Source organism: Arthrobacter sp. CAN_A6, assembly GCF_015751715.1.
Taxonomy (GTDB): Bacteria; Actinomycetota; Actinomycetes; order Actinomycetales; family Micrococcaceae; genus Arthrobacter_D.
This window is the reverse complement of the sequence record NZ_JADOUV010000009.1, coordinates 53,831-77,539: the sequence shown is the minus strand read 5'-3', so window position 1 is coordinate 77,539 and position 23,709 is coordinate 53,831. Positions and strand designations below refer to the sequence as shown.

Genomic DNA, 23,709 nt, shown 5'->3' with positions numbered 1-23,709 from the left:
GCGTCCTCACACATCAACCAACGTCCCCGGGCAGTACAGCTAGGTGGCGCCTCACAACCCAATAGTGCTTGTGGGCCTTACCGGAGTGTGTGCTGACCGCCATGGCAGGAAGTGGCGTGATGTTCGTTCTCCACCATCCGGGCCGACGCTGTGACGGTGCTGTGATGAGGCAGAGCCGGGGATATGAGCGGAGAACGGCGTCGTCGTCGCTCCGTGTCGGGTCAGCCTCCGGGGCGGACGGACTTCATCTTCCGGGGCACGTGGGATTCCGACGAAGCCGACGGCGAGGACCGTCTGCAACGCCGGACAACCGAGGCGCCGGGTGGGCTAGGGGAGCCGTGACGGCCGCAGCAGCACGGGGACATGGGCCCGGCTGGGCTCAAGCGGCACCGGGCTGATCAATACGGCCGGGCCGCGATGCAGTACCCCGTCCGAGAGCGGCTGGGAGCGCACTCCTCCCCGCCCGCGCATCGCGGCGTGCGCCCCCGGAGCCAGCATCCGATCCATCCAGGCACAGGGGTGGGCAGGCCGCCCGCCCCGGATCCGCACGAGATCCCCTTGCGATTCCAGCGCGAACTCCTCGCCCACGAGCGGAGCCAGCTGGGCGCCCCGAAGGATCACATTGCGCCGTGTGAGCAGCGGGTCGAAGGGCGCGACGCCCAGATCCTCGGCGATGGCTTCGAGGGCCTCGATGGCCATCAGGGTCACGGCGGCGTCCATGTGCGCCGCCTTGCCGAAGAACCGGTCACCGATGATCCCTTTGCCGGTCACCAGCTCCACGTGGTCGGCATCTGTTGTGGGGACGTCCGCCGCGCCGTCGCGGGCGCGGCCGAAATAGGCGTGAGCCGGTGACACGAGCAGGTGCAGCACCTCCACGTCATAGCGATACGTTGCCGTCATGTCCCCAAGCTATCCTTTCTTGCGGTGGCCGGGTGCGGGCCCGCTCCGTGCAGTCGGAAGGTCGTCGACGAATCGCGTCTCCCCGGGCTTGCTGCTGACGCTGATCGTCCCGCTGTTAGCTGTAACAAGGGCCTGCACGATCGCCAGGCCCAGGCCCGTGCTGCCGCTCCGGCTGGTCCTCGCGGCGTCGCCCCGGCTGAAGCGCGTGAAGATCGTCCCCAAAAACCCCGGATCAATGCCGGGTCCGTCATCTGTCACCGTGATCCGGGCTGAACCATCCGCGATCCGAAGCGCGGTGGCCACTTCGGTCCCCGGAGGCGTGCGTTGGTGCGCGTTGGAGAGCAGATTGATCATCACCTGTCGCAGTTCGGCCCCGACGGCGGGCACGACGACAGGCTCATCGGGAAGCTCCAGCTTCCACTGGTGGTCGGGCGCGGAAACCTGGGCGTCGCTCATCGTCTCGACGATGAGCTCGGAGAGGTCGACGTCGGCCGGGCCTTCCCGTTGTCCCTCGTCGAGCCGGGCGAGCAGCAGGAGATCCTCGACCAGGGAGGACATGCGCTTCGATTCGCTGTCCACGCGCTCGAGGGCTGAGCGCCCGGAGGGGCTGACCTGCTCGCTGAGGAAAATGAGTTCGGTGTAGCCACGGATCGAGGTCAACGGCGTCCTCAGCTCATGGCTCGCATCGGCAACGAACTGCCGAACCTTCGTCTCACTGGCATGGCGTTCCCGCAGTGCGCCGGTGACGTGGTTGATCATCTCGTTCAGGGCGATGCCCACCGTCCCGCCCTCGGTGCCGGGCCGAGCCGCGGCGGGCGGCACCCGTACGGGGATCTCGACCTCCCCGGAGGCCAACGGGAGTCGGGACACGGAGGTGGCGACGGCGGACAATTGCTCGAGCGGCCGGAGCGACCTTCGAATAATGACCGTCCCCGCGAGTCCGGTCACGGTGAGGCCCGCCAGGGACAGACCCGTGCCGGTGATGTCGAGCGAGAGCAGCGTCCTGTCCTGCTCCGCTGTAGGGAACCCGGTCACGAGGACGGTGCCGGACTGTTCCGGGCCTGGGCCTTCCGACGCATCAAGCCGATAGGTTCCACTCGACAGGGTCCTTTCCACCGGCGCCGCTGCGGGATCGAGCAGGGAGAGGATCTGCAGGTCGTCCTCGGTCAGTGCCTGCGTGTCGCCGTCGTCCTGCACCACCGCCGAGTCCTGCGGTTGGCCATCGGTGAAAAGAGCGTTGAGCGTTCCCGGGCGCTGACCCTGGGTGTTGCCGAGGTCGAAATCGCCGCCCTGGCGGTTCCCCCGCCCCGGGGGAGCTCCCGGGCCGAGGCCGGCCCGGCCGGCCGCCGCGCCCAGTGCGTTGTCGAGCTCCCCGGTGAAGTAGCTGCTCATGACAAGGTGGCTGAAGACCCCGATGGCAAGACAGATGGCGGTGAGAAGGGCGAGCGTGGTGAGGATGAGTTTCGTCCGCAGGGGCAGGTTCCGCCGACCGGGGTCGCCCGGGTGGCGGGTGGCCGGGCCGCCGGGCCCTGCACCGTCGGATCGGGAGGTGTCACGAAGCCGCCGGCTTGAGGACGTAGCAGGCCCCGCGCACTGTATGGATCATCGGTGACCGGCCGCCGTCGATCTTCTTGCGCCGGTAGGAGATGTAGAGCTCCACGATGTTGACCTGGCCACCGAAATCGTACTTCCACATGTTGTCGAGAATCTGGGACTTGCTGACCACGCGCCTCGGGTTCTCCATCAGGTACCGCAGCAACTGCCACCGGGTGGATGTGAGCGAGATGTCGTTGCCGCCCCTCCGAACCTCGCGCGTGTCGACGTTCAGCACGAGGTCCCCGACCACGAGCTCTGCCGACTCGGACGCTGCCACCCCTGGCAGCCGGTGCCAGTCTTGGAATGACAGGGGTGGCCTCGGCAACGACGATTCCGGATTCGTCGTCGACATCAGCGGCTTCGGAAGCTGCGGCAGCTCCCTCGCACACGGGCGAGGACGCAGCACTGGGGGCAAATCCCGGTGGTGGACACGGCGGACACGGCGGACACGGCGGCCGGGGAGGCAGCATGGACGCCTCACGGCTCGCGGGAAAGCTCGGTGTGGAGGAGGCAGTCGTGGCAGAGGCGCTGCAGTCTGTACGGGACGCGGGACCCTCAGGGGAAGCCGGCGAGAAGCCCGACCGCGACGCCAGGGAAGCAGCGCTGGCAACATCGCTCGCTGAAGCCCTCGGACTTGAGGAGTCGGCGGTGCAGACCGCGCTGGACGAACTTCAGACCGAGCAGCAGGCGGAGCGCTCCGCGGCCCTGCAGGAGCGGCTCGACGCCGCAGTGCAGGACGGCACCCTCACCCAGGAGGAGGCCGGCGGCGCGGCCAAGGCAGTGGCGGAGGGCGTTATCGGCCGTCGGTAGGAATCAGAACCGTGCAGGAAGAGGCTTCGGGTCGCATCCGGAGCCTCTTCCTGCGATCGCTGCGAGGTCGGCCTGGACGGAGGCTTGCGGACGTGATGCATCGAGGACGGTGAAAGTGGCGTATTCGGGAAGTGACGCATACCCGGCCTGGAAGGCCGTCAGCCCCTGCAACGTCTCGGTATCCGCGGCTCTTTGGTCGATCCGCTCCAGGGCGAGGGCGGGTTCCAGTTCGAAGTGGACCACCGCGTCAGGCTGCGGCAGCACCGAAAGCAGCCAGGGGATCACGCGCCCCCTTGGCAGGCCCCTCATCTGCCGCAGTGCCAGCTGGCAGACGAGCCCGCGGTCCATGAGGACGAGCCCGCAACGGCGGCGGGCCCGAACGGTATTGATCAGCACGTTCCAGATGCGTGCCGACGACTCGAGGCACTCCTCCACCCGAAGCGCCGGCCGGATCCCCAACCGCTTCCACATCGAGGCCATCGCCAGACGCCCCGCCGGATTGCGCAGGAGACAGGCCTGCTTTCCGGAGGCGCGGGCAGCGTCGACGACGGCGCGGGCAGCGGTGGTCTTTCCTGCGCCGTCAATTCCAGTGAGGACGATGAGCAGAACGTGTCCTTTCGTGCGGTGGGCTAATCTGTTGCTGTTCCACGCCACACAATCACATTCCCCTTTGAATGGTGCAGTACAGCGTGGGCAGTCGATCCCAACCGGGCGGCGAGACCGCTGACCCCTTTCGACCCAAGCACCAGGCACTGGGTACCGGCCACTTCATGCAGCAGCATCTCGGGCACCGAGCGCCCCGCCGACAGCCGTACCTCCAGGTCCTCCTCAAGCCCGGCTCCCCGCGCCACGGCGGCTGCCTCGTCGAGGATCCGTTGCCCGTCCTCCGCGAGTGCGGGAAGCTTCGGCCCGGACCTCGGTTGCGGCACCGCATGCACAATACGCAGCGGCGAAGCGAAGGCCAGCGCGAGATCGCAGGCGAAGGTGAGGGACTTCCGGCTGTAGGATGATCCGTCCACTGCGACGACCACCGGCCCCGACACCGCATCGGCGTCGCGGATGATCGCCACCGGGCAACGGGCGGAGGCCACCAGGTGAAGGCTTGCGGATCCGATGAGGAGCCCGAAGAAGCCGCCGAGACCCCTGCTCCCGGTTACCACCAGGGCGGCGTCGATCGACGACCGGGTGAGGATCTCCGCCGGGTAGCCGACTTCCAGGCGTGTCTCGACGGTGAGCCCGGGCGCCTCGGTGATAGCCGCCTTGCGGCCGTCCGCCAGTGTGGTCACTGCTGCATGCTTGAGTCCGCTGTCCGCCACACCGTTCACCGGCCCCAGATTGTGCGTCATGAGCGGCCAGAGCCAACAGTGCACGATGACCAGTTTGAGGGAGCTGCTTGCAGCGAAGCGCGCTGCCCACCGGACTGCGGCCCCGGACACTTCCGAGCCGTCGTACCCCACGACCACGGGGGCGCTGTTGTTGGGAGTGCTGTTCTCGGGTTGCTGCGTCATGAATTTCTCCGAACTGGTGAGCGGGTTTTACTGGGGAAGACGTGTGATGAGCGTGGGGCAGGGCGGATTCAGTAGTACTTTGTGGCTGACGGAACCGAGCATCATGCGGCGTACCGCTCCGCGGCCGAGGCTTCCGACCACGAGCAACCGGGCAGTCGACGCCGCACCGATCAATGCTTCAGCAGCCGGCAGCTGTGTCTCGAGCCGGCTCCTCACCACCAGACCCGGGTAGGAAGCGGTCACGAGGGACACCGCCTCGTCCAGAAGTCCCCGGGACGCAGCGAGGACGCCCTGGTACTCCACGCCGCCGGGTTCCTGCGCCCACGCTTCGGTGGGTGGGATGGCGCACGAGGTGAGAATCAGCAGGTCCGCCCCGATCAGTGCGGCCTCTGCGGCGGCGGCGTCGACAGCCTGGCGCGCTTCGGCCGAGCCGTCGGTTCCCACCACCACGCCGGCGGCCGTCGAGAGGTCCTGTGGAGGGATCACTGCTACCGGCGCGAAGCTCATGACGGCCACCTGCTGGCTGACGGCTCCCGTCAACTCACCGGAGTCCGCGTCCCTCTTGTCGGTACCCAGGACCACCAGACGGGCCGACGCGGACAGTTCGCTCAGGGCACCCACCACGTCCCCGCTGTGCACAAGGGTACTGACGTGCAGGTCGGGCACGAGCAACCGTGCCCGTCTCACGCCTGACTGGAGCAGCTGGCGGGCAGCCCCGATGACGGCGTCGTAGTGGGTGGCCTGGGGCATCAGCCAGAATTCGTGGACGGCGTGCACCAGCTGCAGCGGACACCGCAGGGCTCCTGCCCTCCTCGCAGCCCAGTCCAGCGCGGCGGCACTCGCGGGCGAACCGTCGAAGCCGACGACGACGGGATCCGCGGGTGTCGTGCTCTCCGCGGTCGACAGCAGCCCTTCCCCCAACATCATGTGCCCAGCATTGCACCAAAGCAGCGGATCGCACAGCGGCCACCCGCCGGGCGATTCCTCGGCCGGCACCACAGGCTGATCATTACACTTGCTCTGACCGGCAATGAGTGAACAACCAGGGGAACGTCCATGAGTGAAGAGCGTCGCAGGGAACTGGGGGAATCGGATGCGCCAGTGGAGGAGGAGCTCATCGAGTCCTTCGACGAAACCATCACGGAGGGTGCCGAGCGCCTGAACCGTACGGGACGCAACGTCCTGGTCACCGGGCTGTTCGGGGGCCTCGAGATCGGGCTGGGCATCATGGCCTACCTCGCGGTGCTGCACGAAACCGGAAACCACCTGCTCGCGGGGCTTGCCTTCAGCGTAGGGCTCGTTGCACTGTTCCTCGCGCACAGTGAACTCTTCACCGAGAACTTCCTCATGCCGGTTGCCGCCGTCGTCGCCCGCGAGGGGAGCGTGAGGCAACTCGGGAAGCTGTGGGGCGGCACGCTCCTCGGCAACCTCGTGGGCGGCTGGGTCTTCGTCTGGATCGTGATGCAGGCATTCCCGCAGTGGAGTGACGTGGTGAGCGAGGCAGCCCACCATTATGTCGATCCGGCGATCTCGCTCCAGACGGTGGCACTCGCCGTCCTGGGCGGCAGCACGATCACGCTCATGAGCCGGATGCAGCAGGGCACGCAGTCGGATCCGGCGAAGATCGTGGCAACGGTGATCGGCGGATTCCTTCTCGCCGGGCTTCAGCTGTTCCACTCGATCCTCGATTCGCTGCTCATCTTCGCGGCGATCCACTCGGGCGCGGACGTCACGTACCTGCAGTGGCTCGGCTGGTTCGGCTATACGCTCCTGTTCAACGTGCTGGGCGGAATCGTGCTGGTCACGCTGCTCCGGCTCGTCCGGACGAAGGAGCTGATCAAGGAGCGACGCGAGGCATCTCCGGCCGATCCCGAGGACGCGCACGGCAACCATTGACCATCAGGGGGCCGGTGCCTCCGCCGCGAGATCCCACTGGTGCGCGCCTTCCCCGGCCGCTCCGAGGGACTCCACGACCGAGCGGGTCCGCTCCCGGGCGGCGTCCTCGCGTTCCACCGCCGTGCAGGACCCGGCGGGCTGGTCCGGAGCGAGGGAACACCACCGGTACGGGTCGCGCACGATCATCGAGGGAACCCAGGCGAGGTCGCTGACGCTCCAAGCCCCGGCGTCGTCCTGGGCGAACTGCGCGCGCACCGTCAATCCTTCATTGTTCACGTCGTAGGTCGGCGACAACTCGGTGACGCCGTTGCCGAGGCCGTAGACGATCCAGGTGTCCGCGTACTTCTCGATGGGCAGCACCGAGTGGGTGTGGTGCCCGTAGATGAAGTCGACGGCGCCGCTGTCCGCCAGCGCATGCGCCGCCTGCACCTGCTGCTCGTTGGGCACCGACGCGTACTCGTCCCCGGCATGGAGGGCAGCAAGGACGACGTCGGCCCCCTGGGCGCGTGCCGCCTCGGCCTTCGCGATCATCGTCGGGACGTCGAGCATGTCCACGCGCCAGGGCTGATCGGGTACCAGCCCGTTGAGCCCGTAGGTCGCCTCGATCACCGCCACCCGCGCGGCCGGCGTCGGGAGGATCATCAGGCGCTGGGCGTCAGCTGCGGTCGCATAGGACCCCGTGTGGTCGAGCCCCGCGGCATCCAGGGTGTCCAGCGTGCGGAGCAGCCCTTCGGTCCCGGCATCGATGGTGTGGTTGCTGGCCGTCGTACAGGCCTGGTACCCCACTTCCTTAGCCGCGGTCACTATCTGGGGAGGCACATTGAACTGGGGGTAGCCGCTGAAGGGCCCGTCCGGGGTGGCGACCGGTGTTTCGAGGTGGCAGAGCGCCAGGTCGCTGCTCTCGAGGTAGGGACGCTGGGCGGCGAGGAGCGGTTCGAAGTCCAGCGGGCCCTTCCCGGTGGCGGCGGCATCGGCGGCAGCCTGCTCCCAGAGCTGCGGATGCACGAGCAGGTCACCGCTGACGGTGACGCTGAAACACCGGTCGGTGACGCACTCAGGCCCCTTGCCCGGCGTCGATTCGGGTTGCGGAACCACGGGAGGGACCGTCGTCGGAGGGGCCGCCGCCGCAGCGCTCGGCGCCGAGGTCGGATCCGGGGTGTCCTCCGCCGGGTCACTCGAGCAACCGGCGCTGAGAAGAGTGACAGCTATTCCGAGAGACGCCATTCGCGCGAAGATTCTGGGCATGCCATATCGTCCCAGAGCGCGGGGGTCCCCGCCAATCCGATGAAGCGGGAACTAGAGTGGAAGGGTGCCCAAGGAAACCTTCAGCTTCAAGGCGATTGCTGTCGGCGCCTACGGCCCGTCACTTCTGTATGGGGTGGCGACGGGCGCGATCCTCCCGGTCATCGCGCTCACGGCCCGGGATCTTGGTGCTGACCTTGCCACCGCGGCCCTCATCATCACGCTGACCGGCATCGGATCGCTGGTCACCAACGTGCCCGCGACCCTGGTTGCTACGCGTTTCGGTGATCGGAAGTCCCTGATCGGGGCGGCACTGTGGGGCGCTGCCGCCATGTTCCTGGCCCTTTCCGCGCCGAACCTCGCGGTTTTCGGAGCGGCAATTTTCATGGTCGGCATGTCCGATGCGGTGTTCGGTCTGGCGCGCCAGAGTTACCTGACGGAGGCAGTGCCGATCCTCTTCCGGGCACGAGCTCTTTCGACGCTGGGCGGGATGACGCGCATCGGCGTCTTCATCGGTCCTTTCGCCGCCGCGCTGGCCATGAGTGTCCTGGGGCTGGACGGTGCCTACTGGGTGGGTGGTGTTGCTGCGATCGGCGCCGCCATCCTCAGCTTCGCCGTCCCGGTGCCCGAAGCTTCACAGCGCAGGGCTTCCCGCGCTTCAGGACCGGCCGCTGGGACCGCCCCTTTGCCCTCGGCTCCCACCGTGCGCTCGACGCTCCGCAGCCATTCGCGGATCTTCCTGACCGTCGGCATCGGGGTCCTGCTCATCGCCGCGGTCCGTGCGACCCGGCAGGCGGTCCTGCCCTTGTGGGCGCAGAGCATCGGGCTCGACGCCGCTACCACCGCGCTGATCTACGGCCTCTCAGGGGCGATCGACATGCTCGTCTTCTATCCTGCCGGGAGAGTCATGGACCTGAAGGGCCGCCGCTGGGTTGCCGTGCCCTGCCTGTTGATCATGGGCACGGCGCTGACGGTGCTGCCGTTCACCTCCTCGGTCACCGGGCTGCTGCTGGCCGCCCTCCTGATCGGATTCGGGAACGGCATAGGCTCAGGAATTGTCATGACCCTCGGCGCGGACTTCTCACCCTCGCCGGGCAGGCCTCAATTCCTCGGGGTCTGGCGCCTGCTGAGTGACATCGGCACCATGTCCGGGCCGGGTCTGCTCGCCGTCATGACCGCCGCGGTGTCGCTGTCCGTGGGTATCTGGGCCGCGGCGTTCCTGGGTTTCCTCGGCGCGTTCGTCCTGTGGTTCTGGATTCCCAGGGCGGCTCCGCCTGCGGCCGAGGCCAGCCGGGTCCGATGAGTCCGACCGCGGTCCTCAGTTGCGGAACCGCCGCGCGAGCGTCCTGACCGCCACGACGGCGACACCGCCCGCGGCCACCCACGGCCCGGCAACGATGATCGGGTCGAGCCAGGCATGGTTCACGTCCGCCCGCCGTTTCCCCAGACGGGAGGAGATGCCGTGCCTGCGTCCCTCGGAGAGCACCCCCGTCTCGGTGATCGGGTTGTCCGGCCGCAGGGAGGCGAGCGACTTTCCGTGGGACACCCAGGCGTCCACGCGGTCGGCGAAGATGAGGATGAGCCAGTGGGCGGCGCGGCCCTCGCTGTAGCGGTAGGCATAGCGCCGGATGGCGCCGGAGACTCCGTGCAGCGGCGCGCTCGTCCCGAAGACCGGCGTCAGCTGGCCGTGCTCGATCGAGCGTTCGCGGCCCTCCCGCCCCTGCTGCTCCTCCGGATAGTCCCAGTGCGCCCCGGTTCCGGCGGGGTCGAAGACCTCCTTCGGATACGAGGGACGGTCCTTCGGATCGAGGTCCACGCCCCAGCCGGGAATCCGGGCGCGAAGCTCCTCGGGTGTCGGGATGTCCTTGGGCTTGTTCGCGACGTAGGGCGTCGACGGCATGGTGGTCTCCTAACTCGGGTTCGCGATGACGAGCGTCTTGATGCAGTTGTCGAGCGGAACATGTGGTAACCCTCGGCGATGTCCTCGAGGGGGATCCGGTGGGTGACGACGTCGCTGGGCTTCAGGTAACCGTTCCGGATGTGGTCGAACAGGCGCGGCCACTGCCGCTTCACCGGCGTCTGGTTCATCCGCAGGGTCAGTCCCTTGTTGAGCGCGTCACCGAACTTCACAGCGCTGAAGATGGGTCCGTAGGCCCCGACGACGGACACCGTACCGCCCTTGCGCACCGAGTCGATGGCCCAGTTGAGGGCGATGGGGGAGCCGCCCTGCAGCTTGAGCTTGGTACCGGTTACCTGCTGGAGGAAGTTTCCGTCCGCTTCTCCTCCCACGGCGTCGATCACGACGTCCGCACCCAGGAAATCCGTGGTCCTCTTCATCTCGACGATGATGTCGTCGTACTCCGCGAAGTTGAAGGTTTCCGCATGGGCGAATGTGCGGGCCTTCTCGAGCCGGTATTCCAGATGGTCGATGACGAGAACGCGCCCGGCTCCCATGAGCCACGCCGATTTCGCGGCGTACAGCCCTACGGGGCCGGCCCCGAACACCACCACGGAGTCACCTTCGACGATGCCGCCGAGCTGAGCACCGAAGTAGCCGGTGGCCACGGCGTCCGTGAGGAGCACCGCGTCCTCGTCATCCATCCAGTCGGGGATGATCGTCGGCCCCACATCGGCGAAGGGCACACGCACGAACTCCGCCTGCCCGCCGTCGTACCCGCCGCACGTGTGCGAGTAGCCGTAGATGCCACCCACCGCCGTCGCATTCGCATTCACGTTGTGGCAGTTCGAGTACAGGCCACGGGCGCAGAAATAGCACGATCCGCAGTAGACGTTGAAGGGCACCATGACGCGGTCGCCGCGCTTCAGGTTCCGGACGGAGGATCCCACCTCCTCCACGACGCCGATGAACTCGTGCCCGAACGTGGTGCCCACGCGCGTGTCAGGCATCAGCCCGTGGTAGAGGTGGAGGTCGGAGCCGCAGATCGCCGCGAGGGTCACCCGCACGATGGCATCGTTGGGGTGCTCGATCGGCGGAATATCCTTCTCCTCGACCCGGATCTTGTAGGGTCCGCGGTACACCATCGCTCTCACGTGAGCCTCCTCGACCGACTTCAACCGACGAAATGCATGGTTGGAACAACTCTCACACCGCGTCGGAAAGGGGGTCAAGGCCTTTCCGTATGAAGCCGGTCCTGGACTCCGAACAGCCAGCCGGCGGCGGCAGAAAGGGTGAAGCCCACCCCGACGATCAGGGAAAGACCGGACCAGAAGAACAGGGGTATCCTCGCGCTTCCGGGGTCAGGGGCCGGGCCGATCGCCTGGACGTAGGCGTAGAGCGCGGCGGCCAGGGCAACCCCGGCGAGTCCGGCGAGCCAGCACAGGATCAGCCACCAGCGCGAGGACGCCCAGGAAGCGCCGTAACCGGACCAGCGGTTCCACGAATCGCCGGTCCGCAGGATGAGCAGGCCCCCCAGGAGGGTCCAGATGCCCACCACGAGGAGTGCGGCGACGACGTCTGCGGGACGGTGCCACAGGTTGATGAACGTCGCGGCTCCCGCCACCACGGAGTAGGCACCGCCGGCCGTGGCGGCCAGCGGCCTCCAGCGGGGCGACGCCACCAGGAAAACGGCTGCCGCGGCAGAAGCGGCGAGGGTTGTATGCCCTGAGGGTAATGAGTTGAAGTCCAGGGTCGGCACCCCCCGGTCGGGCCGGTCGAACACGAGGTTCTTCAGGACCTGGGTGGTGAGGTTCGCGCCCGCGATCGAGCCGAGGGCTATCGCCGAAGCCATCCACCGGCGCCGGACGAGGGTGACGAAGGCAATGGTGGCGGCTGCGATCACCAGGGAAAGCAGGGGCAGGTGGTCCAGGAACTGGAGGACCGGCAACTTGGAGTCCGGCGCAGCAACGCCGGCTTCGGCCCAGGCGGATTCGTCGGCGAACTGCCCCGACGTGGTGCGGACGAACGCCCAATAGGTCCATCCGAGTGCCACCGAGCAGGCGAGCGCGGCCAGCACGAACAGCAGTGGAGTGCGCGCCGCGCGGGTGGGCCGGGAGGCCCGGCGCTTCTCGGACTGCATCTTCATCCCGTCAACTGTTCCACAGAAGACTGGGAGGAACCGGGCGACTGGCCGCTGCGCCGAACCGGCTCCCGTAGCCTGAGCGGGTGACTACACCTGGGTTGCCCATGGATCCATCCGCCGCTGATCTGCTGCCTCCCCTGGCTGAACTGCTTTCCACGGCGCGCGTGGTGGCCATTCCGATGCGCGTGAAGTTCCGTGGATTGATGGTCCGGGAAGCGTTGCTGTTCGAGGGGCCCAGTGGCTGGGGGGAGTTCGGGCCGTTTCCCGAATACGACGACGCCGAAGCGTCGAGCTGGCTGCGCTCCGGTGTCGAGGCGGCATGGCGGGGTTTCCCGGAGCCGGAGCGTCGACGCATTCCCGTCAACGCAACAGTCCCTGCGCTGCCCGCATCCCGGGTCGAGGCGATCCTGGCACGCTTCGGGGCAGTCGGTGCAGTGAAGGTGAAGGTGGCCGAGCGCGGCCAGACCCTCGCGGACGACGTCGCCCGCGTTGCCGAGGTGCGTCGGCTGCTTCCGAACGCAGCACTGCGGGTGGATGCGAATGGCGGCTGGAGCGAGGAGGAGGCGGTGACCGCGCTGACCGCGCTCGCGGAGTTCACCCTGGAGTATGCCGAGCAGCCGGTTCCGGACATTGCGGGCCTCCGCAGGGTGCGCAACGAACTGCGGCGAAGGCAACTCCCTGTACTGATCGCCGCGGACGAAAGCGTCCGGCGTGAGCAGGACCCCCTGCGGGTCGCGAGGGAGGACGCCGCCGACCTGCTGGTCATCAAGGCAGCACCCCTCGGCGGAGTCCGGCGTGCGGTGGAGATCGTGGCGTTGGCCGGGCTGCCCGTCGTCGTCAGTTCAGCCCTTGATACGTCCGTGGGCATCCGGGCAGGCATCGCGCTCGCCGCGGCCCTGCCGGAGCTGCCGTACGCCTGCGGACTGGCGACGGTGTCGCTCATGGACGGTGATGTCACGGAGCGACCGATGGTGCCCGAGAACGGCGCACTCGCCGTGCGGCCCGTCGAGGTCTCGGGCGAACTCCTCCGGAGGTACGCAGCACCCGCGGAGCGCCACCGGTGGTGGCTGGAGCGGCTCGGACGGGTGCACGGGGTACTGGCGACCTGACGAAGGAAGTGGCGGCACCAGCCGTTCGGCGGTGTCCGGTTCTCAGTAGGTGAGGCTGAAGACCCAGGTGGCGAGGGTGAGGGTCGTGAGGGTGGTGAGGACGAGTGCGATGAGGTTCAGCCAGGCGCCGGCCCGCACCATGTCGGAGATCTGCACATGTCCCGAGGCGAAGGCGATCGCATTGGGTGGTGTCGCAACAGGCAGCATGAACGCGCAGGTGGCCGCGATGGCGACCGGAATGACGAGCAGCATCACGTCGATCCCGAGTCCCGTAGCGACACCGCCGATCAGGGGCAGGAAGGTCGCGGCGGTTGCGGTGTTGCTGGTGAGCTCGGTGAGCAGTAGTACGAGCCCGGCGGTGACGGCGATGAGCAGAACCAGGGGAAGCGCTTCGAGCCCGGCGACCTTCGTGCCGATCCACTCGCTGAGGCCGCTCGAGCCGAACTGGGCGGACAGCGCGAGTCCACCGCCGAAGAGGATGAGGATGTCCCACGGGAGGGCTTTGGCGCTCGACCAGTCCAGCAGCGGGATCCCCTTGCGGAAGTCGGCGGGTAGGAGGAACAGGATGACGGCGACGGCCATGGCGATGACGGCGTCGGCGATGTTGGATCCGGGCCAGAGCAGGGGAACGCTGATCCAGGCCGCAGCGGCGAGGACGAAGACCACCAGGACCTGTTTCTCGCCCGTGCTCATCGAACCGAGTTTCTTGTACTCGCTGCGGATCAGTTGCCGGCCGCCGGGGATCTCGTCCATCTCCGGTTTGTAGATGACGCTGGTGAGCAGGAACCAGGCGATGGCCATGAAGACGACGGACATGGGCACACCCACCAGCATCCACTGGCCGAAGCCGACCGTGATGTCGTGGTTCTCGGCGAGGTAGCCCACCATGAGTGCATTGGGTGGCGTGCCGATGATGGTGCCGAGGGATCCGATGGACGCCGCATAGGCGATGCCCAGCATCAGGGCGATGCTGAAGTTCTTCGGCGGCCCGGTTCCGTCGCCGGATTCGGTGACGAGCGTGATCACCGAGAGCCCGATGGGGATCATCATCACCGCGGTGGCGGTATTCGAGACCCACATGCTCAAGAAACCGGTCGCGATCATGAAGCCGGCGATGAGCATCTTCGGTTTGGTGCCGACGAGCAGTACTGTCGCCAGCGCGATCCGGCGGTGCAGGTTCCAGCGCTGCAGGGCCAGGGCGAGCAGGAAGCCGCCCATGAACAGGAAGATGATGGGGTTCGCGTACGGCGGGGCGACGTCGTCGATCGGTGCCACGTTGAACGCGGGGAACAGCACCAGCGGCAGGAGCGCGGTGACGGCCAGGGGCACGGCTTCGGTCATCCACCACACGGCCATCAGCGAGGCGATCGCCGCCGTCAGCCGGGCGGGTTGCGCAAGATCCGCCGGCAGGACGAAGTACACGAGGACGGCCAGCAGGACGCCGGCAGCAAGTCCGATGCGCTTGCGCTTGACCACCCGCGGTTCCTCCGCCTGGGCGCGCATCCCCGGCGCAATCGAATGGTCGGTCCCAGTTGACGACGTTGTCATGGTGGACTCCTTGTCTCGGGCGGGAGAGTTGTTCCTGGTGTACCCGAGTCTATGAGGTCCAGGGGGCGGAGACGAGGGACGGGGTACTAGCCCCGCTCATGCCCTTCGGCTGCCTGCGCGGAACGATCATCGAAGCCGCTCCTGACCAGTCGCCGGAGTCCACCTTTGGGAGGTACCCGGACGGGTTCGGGCCAGCGGGGCTGCAGGTTGTCGCCGAGCGTCACACCGCGGATCTTCCGGTAGGCGAGGGGCACGATCCAGTCGTTGACCCAGCGTCGCTGGGCGCGCTCCCACTGCAGCAAGGTCCGGGACCGGGGCGGTTCCCGATCCAGCAGGTTCATCGAGTATCGAACACCGAGGATGTCAAGGACCCGGGACGCGAGGTATTTATGGCCCGCCTTCGACATGTGGAGCCGGTCCGGCGCCCACATCCGGGGGTCCCGGTACGCCTCGAAGCTCCAGTAATCAACCAGGACGGCGTCGTACTCCCGGGCGATGCTGCGCACGCCGTCGTTGTACAGGTGGTTCCGGCGCCTGAACAACCGTAGCGCCGGGGTGACGTCGACGTCGTAGCCGGTGAAGAGCAGCAGTGTGGCACCGGTCGTGGACAGGGTTGCCACAACTTCCTCATACTGCCGGAGCAGTTGCGCGACGTTCGTTCCCGCATCGAGGATGTCGTTCCCGCCGGCGTAGAGGGTGATCAGCGTGGGCTGCATGGCCAGGGCCGGCTCGAGTTGAGCAGCGGCAATCTGTCGCAGGCGTTGGCTGCGGATCGCCAGGTTCGCGTATTCCCAACCGGGCTGGTCCTTGGCCAGCTTTTCCGCGACGCGGTCTGCCCAGCCGCGCACGCCGTTCGGCAGGTGCTTGTTCGGATCCCCTACGCCTTCGGTGAAGGAATCTCCGAGCGCCAGGTACCGCTTGGGGGAGGGCGTCATGTCCAATCCGCTGGTCCTGATCGTCCGGGGATCACACCGCGGCGCCGGCGGGGGCGGATGCTGCCGCGGACCTGCCGCCGGCTGTTCGACCGATTCCCCTGTAGTCCCACCCGGCGGACCGCCAGGCATCGGCGGGGAGGGCGTTCCGTCCGTCCAGGATGGCCTTCCGTGTCACCAGGGCTGCGGCGTCCACCGGGCTGATCGCACGGTACTCCGGCCATTCGGTCAGCAGCAGCGTGAGCTCAGCGCCCCGCATCGCCCGGTTCGTGTCGGCCTGGAAACTCAGCTGCGGGTAGTTCAGCCATGCGGTCCGAACGGCCCGCGGGTCGGTGATGGTCACCTCCGCACCCGATGCTGCCAGCCGGAGGGCGATGTCGATCGACGGGGAATCGCGGACGTCGTCGGTGTGGGGCTTGAACGCCGCGCCCAGGACGGTGATGCGGCGGCCGCTCAGGTCCCCTCCGCACATGTCCAGTGCCACAGCGTGGATGCGCCGCCGCGCCTCGGTGTTCATGTCATCCACGAGCCCCAGCAGGCTTCCCAGGGACTGCGCCCCGGCGTCCTGTGCCTGCGCACGAAGCGAACGGAGGTCCTTGGGGAGGCAGCCGCCGCCGAACCCGGCTCCCGCGTTCAGGTAGCTCCCGCCGATGCGGGGATCGAAGCCGAGCACCTGGCTCAGGGACAGGACGTCGGCACCCACCCCGTCGCAGAGCTCCGCGATGCCGTTGAGATAGGAAAGCTTCAGGGCCAGGAAGGCGTTCGCCGCTGACTTGGCAAGCTCCGCCGTCGCAAAGCCGGTCACCAGCCGGGGAATCCCCTCCTGGAGGAGTGGTGCGTAAACCTCGTCCAGAATCGCGGTCACCCTCCGTCCGGCTTCGCCCTCGGCGACGCCGTACACCAGCCTGTCCGGTTGAAGCGAGTCACCGATGGCGGTGCCCTGGCGGAGGAACTCCGGGTTCCATGCAAGCTGGGCTCCGGTGCCGGCCAGCAGCCGGGTCAGCGTCGCGCTCGTTCCGGCCGGGACGGTCGATTTACCGACGACGACGGATCCCTCGCGGAGGTGCCGGGTCAGGGCATCAACAGCGGAGAAGACATGGGTCATGTCCGAGTGGTTGGTCGTCTTCTGCTGCGGCGTCCCGACGCAGAGGAAGTGGACATCGCACTCGGCCACGTCGGCGAAGGCGGAGGTGAATCGCAGGGTGCCGGCCCGCCGTCCGGCAGCAAGGAGCCGCTCGAGGCCCGGTTCGAAGAACGGCACCTTCCCGGTGGAAAGCTGGTGGACCTTTTCCACGTCCGTGTCCAGGGCGGTGACGACATGGCCGAGTGAGGACAGTGCAGCCGCGTGCACAGTCCCGAGATAACCGCAGCCGATCACAGATACTTTCATGGGTTCCTCCAGGTCACAGGCTAAGCAGGGCATGCTCGGAAATGGTTTCGTCATAGTGCTGGAGGAGAAGTTCGCAGAGAACAGGCCAGGTTCGTCCCTGCACACGGGCGAAGGCCGCCTCGGAGAACGCAGAGCGCTTCGCGTCGTCGCCGATGAGGTCGACCACGCGGCTGCGGAGCTGTGCAAGGTTCCCGGGATCGTAGAGCCAGCCGGTCCTCGATGGATCCACCAGGTCGAGCGGGCCACCCCGTCCGGTTGCCACGACCGGGACCCCCGACGCCATGGCCTCCTGGATGGTCTGGCCGAAGGTCTCGAGCTCTCCGGGGTGGACGAACAGGTCCAGGCTGGCCACCGCGGTGGCCAGCTCCTCGCCGCCGAGGAAGCCGGTGAAATGGGCTCCGGGAAGGGCGGACTCCAGGGCGGGGCGGAGCGGGCCGTCGCCGATGATCACCAGCCGGGCGTTGGCGATGTCGGCAAGGACCCGAAGATCCTCGACCTGTTTCTCGGCAGCGAGCCTGCCCACGTACCCGATCAATTTCCCGCCGGCCGGTGCCACGCCTGCCCGGAAGGAGCTACTCCGTCTGCGGGGATGGAACCGTGCTGTGTCGACTCCCCGCCGCCAGAGGTGGACGCCGGGAACGCCATGTGCCTGCAGCTGCCGCACCGCCGACGTCGAGGGCGCCAGGGTGCGGGCCGCGCCGCAGTGGATGTTCCGCACCCGCTGCCAGGCCCAGTTCTCGAGGAGGGGCACCCCGTACCGCGCTGCGTACCCGGGAATGTCCGTCTGGTACACCGCCACCACCGGAATCCCCAGGGTTGCGGCGGCCCGCATTGCCCGCCATCCCAGCTCGAAGGGGGAAGCCAGATGGATGATGTCCGGCACGAAGTCGGCGAGGATTCTCCGAACCCTGCTGACTCCACCCACGGCCACCCGCACGCTGCTGTAACCGACCAGGGGAACCGACGTCAGCCGCACCACGCGGATGTTGTCCTCCACTCCGGACTCATCGGGAGATGCGCTGGACGGGGCGATCACCAGCACTTCATCCCCGCGTGCAGCGAAGTGTTCAAGCATCTTCCGGATCGAATGGGTGACTCCATTCACGGTGGGCAAGAAAGTCTCGGCGACGATTGCGATCCTCACGGAACCACCGTTCCACCCGCTGTTGATCATCCGGCGGCAAGCAGGTTTCGGTGGCCCGACGAATCGGTGAACAGGAAACGCCGGGTACACTTCCTGTCGCCTGACCTTTTCGGGGAGCGTCTGCCCGCCGACCGCACACAGTCCGAGCAGACATCCATACAAGCGACCGGAAGCCGACCATGACCGATGTCCAGCACCCCTTCCAAGTCCAGCCGTACCGCAGCCGCCGCAGTACATCCCTCGCCATCGGCGTGACCGCACTCCTGGCCAGCGCGGTGCTCACAGGATGCACCCCCGAGGGTGAAGTGATCGACGCCGACTACGCCCAGGTCTGTCAGGACCGCACCACCCAGGAGCGGGTCGAGGACAGCCGTTGCAGTGAGGAGGGCCGGTCCTCCGGCTCCTTCGGCTGGTACTTCTTCGCCATGGGTGCGCTCAACTCGGGCCAGGCGAGGTCGATCCCGGCCGTGGGGTCCAGGCTCACCAACGGCGTGACTTCCATCCCGGCGGGCGCCTCCGCCAGAAGCGGCGTGGCAACACAGGGGTCCCCGTCGGTCAGCCGCAACGGCTTCGGCAGCAGCGTGAAGTCCGGCGGGGGTGTCGGAAGCTGATGAAGCGTATCGAATCGACCCCGCGCCCGGACTGGAAGAAGAAAATCGCCAGCCAGGGGCTCGTCTTCTCGACGACGGTGCTGCCCGACGGCTCCGAGATCGACTACTGGAATGAGAGCGCCTACTACCAGTTCGATCCCAGCGAAGTCGAAATGCTCGAGAACGTCACCGAAGAGCTGCACGGCATGAGCCTGGAAGCCGCCCGCTACCTCGCCACCGGAGCCATGGGTAATATCGGCATCAGCCCGGGGGCCCTGAAGCTTGCCGCCGGATCCCTCGCCCGCAGCGAACCGGGCATCTACGGGCGCTTCGACTTCGCCTATGACGGCGTCAACCCACCGAAAATGCTCGAATACAACGCCGACACCCCTACTGGTCTGATCGAGGCGTCCATCGCGCAGTGGTACTGGCTGCAGGACGTCATGCCCCGGAACGACCAGTGGAACGGCATCCACGAAGCCCTCGTGAAGGCCTGGGCGAAGCAGCGCAAAGGACTCGAAGGAGCCCGACTGCACGTCGCCCACACCGAGGTCGAAGAATCAGGCGAGGACTGGATGACCGCGGCCTACATGCTCGACGTCGCGAACCAGGCCGGTTGGGAGACGGTCGGCATGAACATCAGCGACATCGGCTGGAACTCCCTGACGAAGCGCTTCGTCGACCTGGACGAGAACGTGATCAGCACCATCTTCAAGCTGTACCCGTGGGAGCTCATGATGAAGGAGGAGTTCGGCCGGAATATCCTCGACTGGCCGGTGATGACCCGCTGGCTCGAACCTGCCTGGAAGATGTTCCTCTCCAACAAGGCGCTCCTGGCCGCACTCTGGCACCTCTACCCCGGGCACCCGAATCTCCTGCCGTCCTTCCTGGATTCGCCGAACGGGATGACGGAATGGGTTGCCAAGCCGTTGCATGGGCGCGAAGGAGATAACATCCGGATCCACGCCGAGGGCATCGACATCGAGCAGCCCGGGAACTATGGATCCGAAGGCTGGTGCTATCAGGCCTGGAGCCCACTGCCGAACTTCGGTGGTAACCACCCCGTCCTGGGAGCATGGGTCGTCGACGGTGAATCCGTCGGCGTCGGCATCCGCGAATCCGACGGCTACGTCACCGACTACTACTGCCGCTTCGTCCCCAACATCATCGACGCGCCCGCGCCGGATCTGAGCAGGAGATGAGCGCCGCCGGAACACCTGCCTCCACCGTGCGGGGCAAAGGACTGTCCGCTGACGACCTCGGTCTTGCCGGGAGCGTCTCCGTCGGTCTGTCCTCCACGGCACCGGTGTACTCCCTGGCCGCCACCCTGGGGTTCATCATCCTTGCGGTCGGTGTGCAGGCGCCGGCCGCCTTGATCGTGGCCTTCGTCCCGATCCTCTTCATCGCCTACGCCTACCGGGAGCTCAACAACGAGACCCCTGACTGCGGGACGACCTTCACCTGGGCTTCGAGGGCCTTCGGGAAGTTCACTGGCTGGATGGGCGGCTGGGCGTTGGCCCTGTCCGGCATCGTCGTCCTCGCCAATCTCGCCCAGGTCGCCGGGCAGTACCTGTGGCGACTGGTCGACCCTGAACTCGGCAACAACGTGCCCCTGGTGACGGCAACCGGCGTAGCCTTCATCGCCGCCATGACCTGGACCAATTACCGCGGCGTGGACCTTTCCGAGAAGATGCAGCGGACGCTGATCATCCTCCAGTACGCTGCGCTGGCCCTGTTCACCGGCTTCGCCGGATACCGCATCGCCTCCGGGCAGGCCTTCGACCCGACGCAGGTCTCCCTCGAATGGTTCAACCCGTTCGCCGTGGACGACCTGCAGTCGTTCACCTACGCGGTGCTGCTGTCCCTGTTCATCTACTGGGGCTGGGACACCTGTCTGGCGCTCAATGAGGAGACCCGCAATCCGCGGAGGACCCCCGGCCGGGCCGCACTGATCTCCTCGGTCATCCTGCTGGTCACCTATGTCGGGGTGAGCGTCGTCGTCATCGCCTTCGCCGGCACCGGAACCGAAGGGCTCGGCCTCGGCAACGAGGAGAATGTCGGGGATGTCTTCTATTCGATGAGTGAGGCCGTCCTGGGCGACTGGGCCTGGATCGCGATCGTTGCAGTGCTGATCTCCGCGGCATCCGCCACCCAGACCACGATCCTGCCGACCGCGCGCGGTACCCTCTCCATGGCCGCCCACCGGGCCCTCCCGGAACGGTTCGCACGGGTCCACGCCAGGTACCTGACGCCCACCTTCTCGACAGTGCTGATGGGGGTCACGGCCTCGGTCTACTATGTGGTCTTGACCCTGGTCAGCGAGAACTTCCTGGCGGACTCCATCGCCTCGCTCGGCCTGTTCATCGCCTTCTACTACGGCCTGACCGGGTTCGCTTCCGCCTGGTTCTTCCGAAGGACCCTGCGTTCGAGCAGACGGAACCTCGTCTTCCGGGGCATTCTTCCGCTGCTGGGTGCCCTGATGATGGCGGCAGCGTTTCTCCTTTCTGCCGCCGACATGCTGGACCCGGCCTATGGAAGCACCGCCTTCCTCGGCGTCGGAGGAACGTTCCTCATCGGTGTCGGCGCACTTCTCCTGGGTGTCGGACTGATGGCCCTGTGGTACGCCTCGGCCCGACGCCGGGAAGCAGCCGATGCCGCCATCGCCGCGTACGGCGCGTCCGGGTAGGGTCGCCCCCCGCGTATTGGGCCTGCGTTCACCGTGCGTTCAGCAACCGGTACCGCGATCGTTCAATTCCCTTGCCAGTCTTCTGTCGAACGCCCGTTCGTTATCTGGAAGGCACCCCATGAGTGAAACCAAGCGCCGCCTGTTGCCCATGCTCGGCCACACCAAAGGAAAGCGCAGCGCGGTAACCTGTGCCCTGAAATGCGACAACGCCTGCTCGGCCGCGGTCTGCAACAGCACCGACAACGACTACTTCCGGGACATCGTTTCGCGTGAGTTCTCGCGCCGCAACATGCTCGGAGTGGGAGCGGCCGGCGCACTCACGCTGCTCGTCGGCACGAACACCGGCACCGGGGTTGCCCAGGCAGTGTCGAACCAGGGCGGCAGGGCAGCCACGAGCAGGCTGTCCTTCACCCCCATCGCTCCGGTGGACGCGATGGTGGACAGCATGACCGTCCCGGAAGGTTTCGGCTGGAAGCCGGTGATCCGCTGGGGTGATCCCCTCTTCCGGAACTCGCCGGTATTCGACGCCGATGCGCAGACCGCCGCGGCCCAGTCCCTCCAGTTCGGCTACAACTGCGACTACACCGACATTCTCGAGCTGCCCGGCACCAAGGGCCGGCGCGCGGTGCTTTTCGCCAACCACGAGTACACCAACGAGAACATCATGGTGCCTCCCACCACGCCTGCACCGGAAGTGCGGGGCATCGGGAAGGCAGCGCACGGCCTGTCCGTCGTCGAACTGGAGCGCAAGAACACCAGCAAGCCGTGGAGCTACATCCAGGGCGCGCCGCTGAACCGCAGGTACCTCACCACCACACCGTACGAGCTGACGGGACCGGCAGCCGGGTCCGAACTCGTGAAGACGATCGATGATCCAACGGGACGCACCATCCTCGGTACGCTCGGCAACTGTGCCGGTGGGACCACGCCCTGGGGGACCATCCTGTCGGGTGAGGAGAACTTCAACGGCTACTTCGTCAGCGCGGGAACCAGCGACGGCGACCGGCGCTACGGCCTGACGAGCCAGCCGACCGCCCGCAACTGGGAAGCGGACGAGGCCCGCTTCGACACCCGCACCCCCGGCTACGAGAACGAGAAGCACCGCTTCGGCTACATCGTCGAAGTGGACCCCTTCGACCCCGCGAGCACGCCCCGCAAGCACTCGGCGCTCGGCCGTTTCAAGCACGAGGGCGCCAACATCTCGGTGGCCCCCGACGGCCGGGTGGTGGCCTACTCCGGCGACGACGAGCGCTTCGACTACCTCTACAAGTTCGTGTCGAAGAACGTGATGCAGCCCGGGACCACCCCCGAGGCCCGCCGTGCCAACATGGCGCTGCTCTCCGAAGGCTCGCTGTACGTAGCGCGGTTCCAGGGAAACTCCGCTGCTGAGATCGATGGCTCCGGAGCGGTGCCCTCGGACGGTGCGTTCGACGGAGTCGGGGAGTGGCTGCCGCTGCTCATCGACAACGAGTCGGCCGTGGACGGCATGAGCGCCGCCGAGGTCGCCGTTTTCACGCGGCTGGCGGCGGACAAGATGGGTCCCACCAAAATGGACCGGTGCGAGGACGTCGAGCCGAACCCCGCCACGGGCAGGGTCTACGTCGCCTGCACCAACAACACCAATCGGGGTACCGGAGCGAACGCGGCAGCCGACGAGTCGAATCCCCGCACGGTCAACCGCGATGGACACGTGGTGGAGATGATCGAGAACGGCGGGGATGCAACGGCCCTGCGCTTCACCTGGAACCTGCTGATGGTGTGCGGCGATCCCGCCAAGAATCCCAGCACCTATTTCAGCGGCTACCCCGTCGAGTTGGTTTCGCCGATCTCCTGCCCTGACAACCTGGCCTTCGACTCGGCGGGCAACCTGTGGATCTCCACGGACGGGCAGCCGGGCACTATCGGCTACTGCGACGGCCTGTTCAAGGTAGGACTCGAAGGCGCCGAGCGCGGCAGGGTGGAGCAGTTCCTCGCCGTTCCCCGTGATGGCGAGACCTGCGGGCCGATCATCCACGACGCCGACGGCAGCGTCTTCGTTGCCGTCCAGCACCCGGGCGAGGACGGCGAATGGGAGAACCAGGTGTCCCTCTTCCCCGACTACGTCCCGGTGGGCCAGTTCCCCCGCAAGGGTGAAGGCGCCCTCCCCAGGCCTTCGGTGGTCCAGGTGTACCGCGGCGCCGAGGGACGCAGCGAGGACCACTCGGGCCGCGGTCGCGGGCGCGGGCACGGAAGGCCACGCAACGACGACGACCGCGGTGGGCGCGACGGTAAATAACCGACCCGCAGGGCATAGCAGGACGCACCACCGGGACTGACCG

20 protein-coding genes and 2 pseudogenes are annotated in these 23,709 nt (G+C 67.2%); 8 read left to right on the top strand and 14 right to left on the bottom strand.

Features of this window, described 5'->3' with window-relative positions; genetic code table 11:
* Window positions 1-327: 327 nt before the first annotated feature.
* The 3 genes and pseudogenes from IWX75_RS14665 to IWX75_RS14655 form a co-directional block, all read right to left on the bottom strand.
* On the bottom strand, window positions 328-900 hold the full coding sequence (locus tag IWX75_RS14665) for an MOSC domain-containing protein (RefSeq protein ID WP_196822995.1): 573 nt from the start codon (window positions 898-900) through the stop codon (window positions 328-330).
* A 9-nt stretch (window positions 901-909) separates the two neighbouring features.
* Complete coding sequence (locus IWX75_RS14660) at window positions 910-2,292, bottom strand: sensor histidine kinase (RefSeq protein ID WP_196822994.1); 1,383 nt, start codon at window positions 2,290-2,292, stop codon at window positions 910-912.
* Between the two features lie 160 nt (window positions 2,293-2,452).
* Window positions 2,453-2,788 (bottom strand): annotated as a pseudogene (locus IWX75_RS14655) (winged helix-turn-helix domain-containing protein); the annotation flags it as partial.
* Between the two features lie 11 nt (window positions 2,789-2,799).
* Between IWX75_RS14655 and IWX75_RS14650 the strand changes: the two are divergent.
* Window positions 2,800-3,306, top strand: a complete 507-nt coding sequence (locus tag IWX75_RS14650) for a hypothetical protein (protein WP_334684372.1) — start codon at window positions 2,800-2,802, stop codon at window positions 3,304-3,306.
* Window positions 3,307-3,309: 3 nt separating this feature from the next.
* On the opposite strand, the gene IWX75_RS14645 is transcribed toward IWX75_RS14650, so the two are convergent.
* The 3 genes from IWX75_RS14645 to IWX75_RS14635 are packed head-to-tail and all read right to left on the bottom strand — an operon-like array spanning window position 3,310 to window position 5,741.
* Window positions 3,310-3,960, bottom strand: coding sequence for an AAA family ATPase (locus IWX75_RS14645; protein ID WP_334684371.1), 651 nt, complete (start codon window positions 3,958-3,960; stop codon window positions 3,310-3,312).
* Entirely contained in the window at window positions 3,936-4,814 is an 879-nt protein-coding gene (locus tag IWX75_RS14640; protein ID WP_196822992.1) for a universal stress protein, read from the bottom strand. Before IWX75_RS14640 ends, IWX75_RS14645 begins: the two co-directional genes overlap by 25 nt.
* Window positions 4,815-4,841: 27 nt before the next feature.
* A complete protein-coding gene (locus tag IWX75_RS14635) occupies window positions 4,842-5,741 on the bottom strand; it encodes a universal stress protein (protein WP_196822991.1) in 900 nt (299 codons plus the stop codon).
* A gap of 129 nt (window positions 5,742-5,870) precedes the next feature.
* Between IWX75_RS14635 and IWX75_RS14630 the strand changes: the two genes are divergently transcribed.
* Complete coding sequence (locus tag IWX75_RS14630) at window positions 5,871-6,710, top strand: formate/nitrite transporter family protein (protein WP_196822990.1); 840 nt, start codon at window positions 5,871-5,873, stop codon at window positions 6,708-6,710.
* A gap of 3 nt (window positions 6,711-6,713) precedes the next feature.
* Here the strand turns inward: IWX75_RS14630 and IWX75_RS14625 are convergent, their stop codons facing one another.
* On the bottom strand, window positions 6,714-7,955 hold the full coding sequence (locus IWX75_RS14625) for a CapA family protein (protein WP_196822989.1): 1,242 nt from the start codon (window positions 7,953-7,955) through the stop codon (window positions 6,714-6,716).
* A 64-nt stretch (window positions 7,956-8,019) separates the two neighbouring features.
* On the opposite strand from IWX75_RS14625, the gene IWX75_RS14620 reads away from it, so the two are divergent.
* A complete protein-coding gene (locus IWX75_RS14620; RefSeq protein ID WP_196822988.1) occupies window positions 8,020-9,255 on the top strand; it encodes an MFS transporter in 1,236 nt (411 codons plus the stop codon).
* 15 nt (window positions 9,256-9,270) lie between these two features.
* Here the strand turns inward: IWX75_RS14620 and IWX75_RS14615 are convergent, their stop codons facing one another.
* The 3 genes and pseudogenes from IWX75_RS14615 to IWX75_RS14605 form a co-directional block, all read right to left on the bottom strand.
* Window positions 9,271-9,852, bottom strand: a complete 582-nt coding sequence (locus tag IWX75_RS14615) for a hypothetical protein (protein WP_196822987.1) — start codon at window positions 9,850-9,852, stop codon at window positions 9,271-9,273.
* A 437-nt stretch (window positions 9,853-10,289) separates the two neighbouring features.
* Window positions 10,290-10,994: pseudogene (locus IWX75_RS17885) on the bottom strand (alcohol dehydrogenase catalytic domain-containing protein); the annotation flags it as partial.
* An 83-nt stretch (window positions 10,995-11,077) separates the two neighbouring features.
* Window positions 11,078-11,995, bottom strand: coding sequence for a phosphatase PAP2 family protein (locus IWX75_RS14605; RefSeq protein WP_196822986.1), 918 nt, complete (start codon window positions 11,993-11,995; stop codon window positions 11,078-11,080).
* A gap of 101 nt (window positions 11,996-12,096) precedes the next feature.
* Here IWX75_RS14605 and IWX75_RS14600 point away from each other — a divergent pair, with 101 nt between their 5' ends.
* Entirely contained in the window at window positions 12,097-13,101 is a 1,005-nt protein-coding gene (locus tag IWX75_RS14600) for an o-succinylbenzoate synthase (RefSeq protein WP_196822985.1), read from the top strand.
* A 42-nt stretch (window positions 13,102-13,143) separates the two neighbouring features.
* Here IWX75_RS14600 and IWX75_RS14595 read toward each other — a convergent pair whose 3' ends face one another.
* The 4 genes from IWX75_RS14595 to IWX75_RS14580 form a co-directional block, all read right to left on the bottom strand.
* Entirely contained in the window at window positions 13,144-14,649 is a 1,506-nt protein-coding gene (locus IWX75_RS14595) for an SLC13 family permease (RefSeq protein WP_196822984.1), read from the bottom strand.
* A gap of 86 nt (window positions 14,650-14,735) precedes the next feature.
* Window positions 14,736-15,584, bottom strand: coding sequence for an SGNH/GDSL hydrolase family protein (locus IWX75_RS14590; RefSeq protein WP_196822983.1), 849 nt, complete (start codon window positions 15,582-15,584; stop codon window positions 14,736-14,738).
* 31 nt (window positions 15,585-15,615) lie between these two features.
* A complete protein-coding gene (locus tag IWX75_RS14585) occupies window positions 15,616-17,004 on the bottom strand; it encodes a UDP-glucose dehydrogenase family protein (protein WP_334684370.1) in 1,389 nt (462 codons plus the stop codon).
* Window positions 16,985-18,115, bottom strand: coding sequence for a glycosyltransferase family 4 protein (locus IWX75_RS14580; RefSeq protein ID WP_196822981.1), 1,131 nt, complete (start codon window positions 18,113-18,115; stop codon window positions 16,985-16,987). Before IWX75_RS14580 ends, IWX75_RS14585 begins: the two co-directional genes overlap by 20 nt.
* 179 nt (window positions 18,116-18,294) lie before the next feature.
* Here IWX75_RS14580 and IWX75_RS14575 point away from each other — a divergent pair, with 179 nt between their 5' ends.
* The 4 genes from IWX75_RS14575 to IWX75_RS14560 all read left to right on the top strand — a co-directional run bounded on the left by IWX75_RS14575 (window position 18,295) and on the right by IWX75_RS14560 (window position 23,666).
* Entirely contained in the window at window positions 18,295-18,726 is a 432-nt protein-coding gene (locus IWX75_RS14575; RefSeq protein WP_196822980.1) for a tRNA-dihydrouridine synthase, read from the top strand.
* Window positions 18,726-19,907, top strand: coding sequence for a glutathionylspermidine synthase family protein (locus tag IWX75_RS14570; RefSeq protein WP_196822979.1), 1,182 nt, complete (start codon window positions 18,726-18,728; stop codon window positions 19,905-19,907). Before IWX75_RS14575 ends, IWX75_RS14570 begins: the two co-directional genes overlap by 1 nt.
* Window positions 19,904-21,391 carry an APC family permease gene (locus IWX75_RS14565; RefSeq protein ID WP_196822978.1) on the top strand — a complete coding sequence of 496 codons (1,488 nt, stop codon included), beginning with the start codon at window positions 19,904-19,906 and terminating at the stop codon, window positions 21,389-21,391. The genes IWX75_RS14570 and IWX75_RS14565 overlap by 4 nt, the downstream gene beginning before the upstream one ends.
* A 118-nt stretch (window positions 21,392-21,509) precedes the next feature.
* Window positions 21,510-23,666 carry a PhoX family protein gene (locus tag IWX75_RS14560; protein ID WP_196822977.1) on the top strand — a complete coding sequence of 719 codons (2,157 nt, stop codon included), beginning with the start codon at window positions 21,510-21,512 and terminating at the stop codon, window positions 23,664-23,666.
* Window positions 23,667-23,709 lie beyond the last annotated feature (43 nt).

Coding starts and splice junctions, on each gene's coding strand:
- IWX75_RS14665 (WP_196822995.1), bottom strand. CDS start 900: ATGACGGCAACGTATCGCTATGACGTGGAGGTGCTGCACCTGCTCGTG.
- IWX75_RS14660 (WP_196822994.1), bottom strand. CDS start 2,292: ATGAGCAGCTACTTCACCGGGGAGCTCGACAACGCACTGGGCGCGGCG.
- IWX75_RS14650 (WP_334684372.1), top strand. CDS start 2,800: ATGACAGGGGTGGCCTCGGCAACGACGATTCCGGATTCGTCGTCGACA.
- IWX75_RS14640 (WP_196822992.1), bottom strand. CDS start 4,814: ATGACGCAGCAACCCGAGAACAGCACTCCCAACAACAGCGCCCCCGTG.
- IWX75_RS14635 (WP_196822991.1), bottom strand. CDS start 5,741: ATGATGTTGGGGGAAGGGCTGCTGTCGACCGCGGAGAGCACGACACCC.
- IWX75_RS14630 (WP_196822990.1), top strand. CDS start 5,871: ATGAGTGAAGAGCGTCGCAGGGAACTGGGGGAATCGGATGCGCCAGTG.
- IWX75_RS14625 (WP_196822989.1), bottom strand. CDS start 7,955: ATGCCCAGAATCTTCGCGCGAATGGCGTCTCTCGGAATAGCTGTCACT.
- IWX75_RS14615 (WP_196822987.1), bottom strand. CDS start 9,852: ATGCCGTCGACGCCCTACGTCGCGAACAAGCCCAAGGACATCCCGACA.
- IWX75_RS14605 (WP_196822986.1), bottom strand. CDS start 11,995: ATGAAGATGCAGTCCGAGAAGCGCCGGGCCTCCCGGCCCACCCGCGCG.
- IWX75_RS14600 (WP_196822985.1), top strand. CDS start 12,097: ATGGATCCATCCGCCGCTGATCTGCTGCCTCCCCTGGCTGAACTGCTT.
- IWX75_RS14595 (WP_196822984.1), bottom strand. CDS start 14,649: ATGACAACGTCGTCAACTGGGACCGACCATTCGATTGCGCCGGGGATG.
- IWX75_RS14590 (WP_196822983.1), bottom strand. CDS start 15,584: ATGACGCCCTCCCCCAAGCGGTACCTGGCGCTCGGAGATTCCTTCACC.
- IWX75_RS14585 (WP_334684370.1), bottom strand. CDS start 17,004: ATGCCCTGCTTAGCCTGTGACCTGGAGGAACCCATGAAAGTATCTGTG.
- IWX75_RS14575 (WP_196822980.1), top strand. CDS start 18,295: ATGACCGATGTCCAGCACCCCTTCCAAGTCCAGCCGTACCGCAGCCGC.
- IWX75_RS14570 (WP_196822979.1), top strand. CDS start 18,726: ATGAAGCGTATCGAATCGACCCCGCGCCCGGACTGGAAGAAGAAAATC.
- IWX75_RS14565 (WP_196822978.1), top strand. CDS start 19,904: ATGAGCGCCGCCGGAACACCTGCCTCCACCGTGCGGGGCAAAGGACTG.
- IWX75_RS14560 (WP_196822977.1), top strand. CDS start 21,510: ATGAGTGAAACCAAGCGCCGCCTGTTGCCCATGCTCGGCCACACCAAA.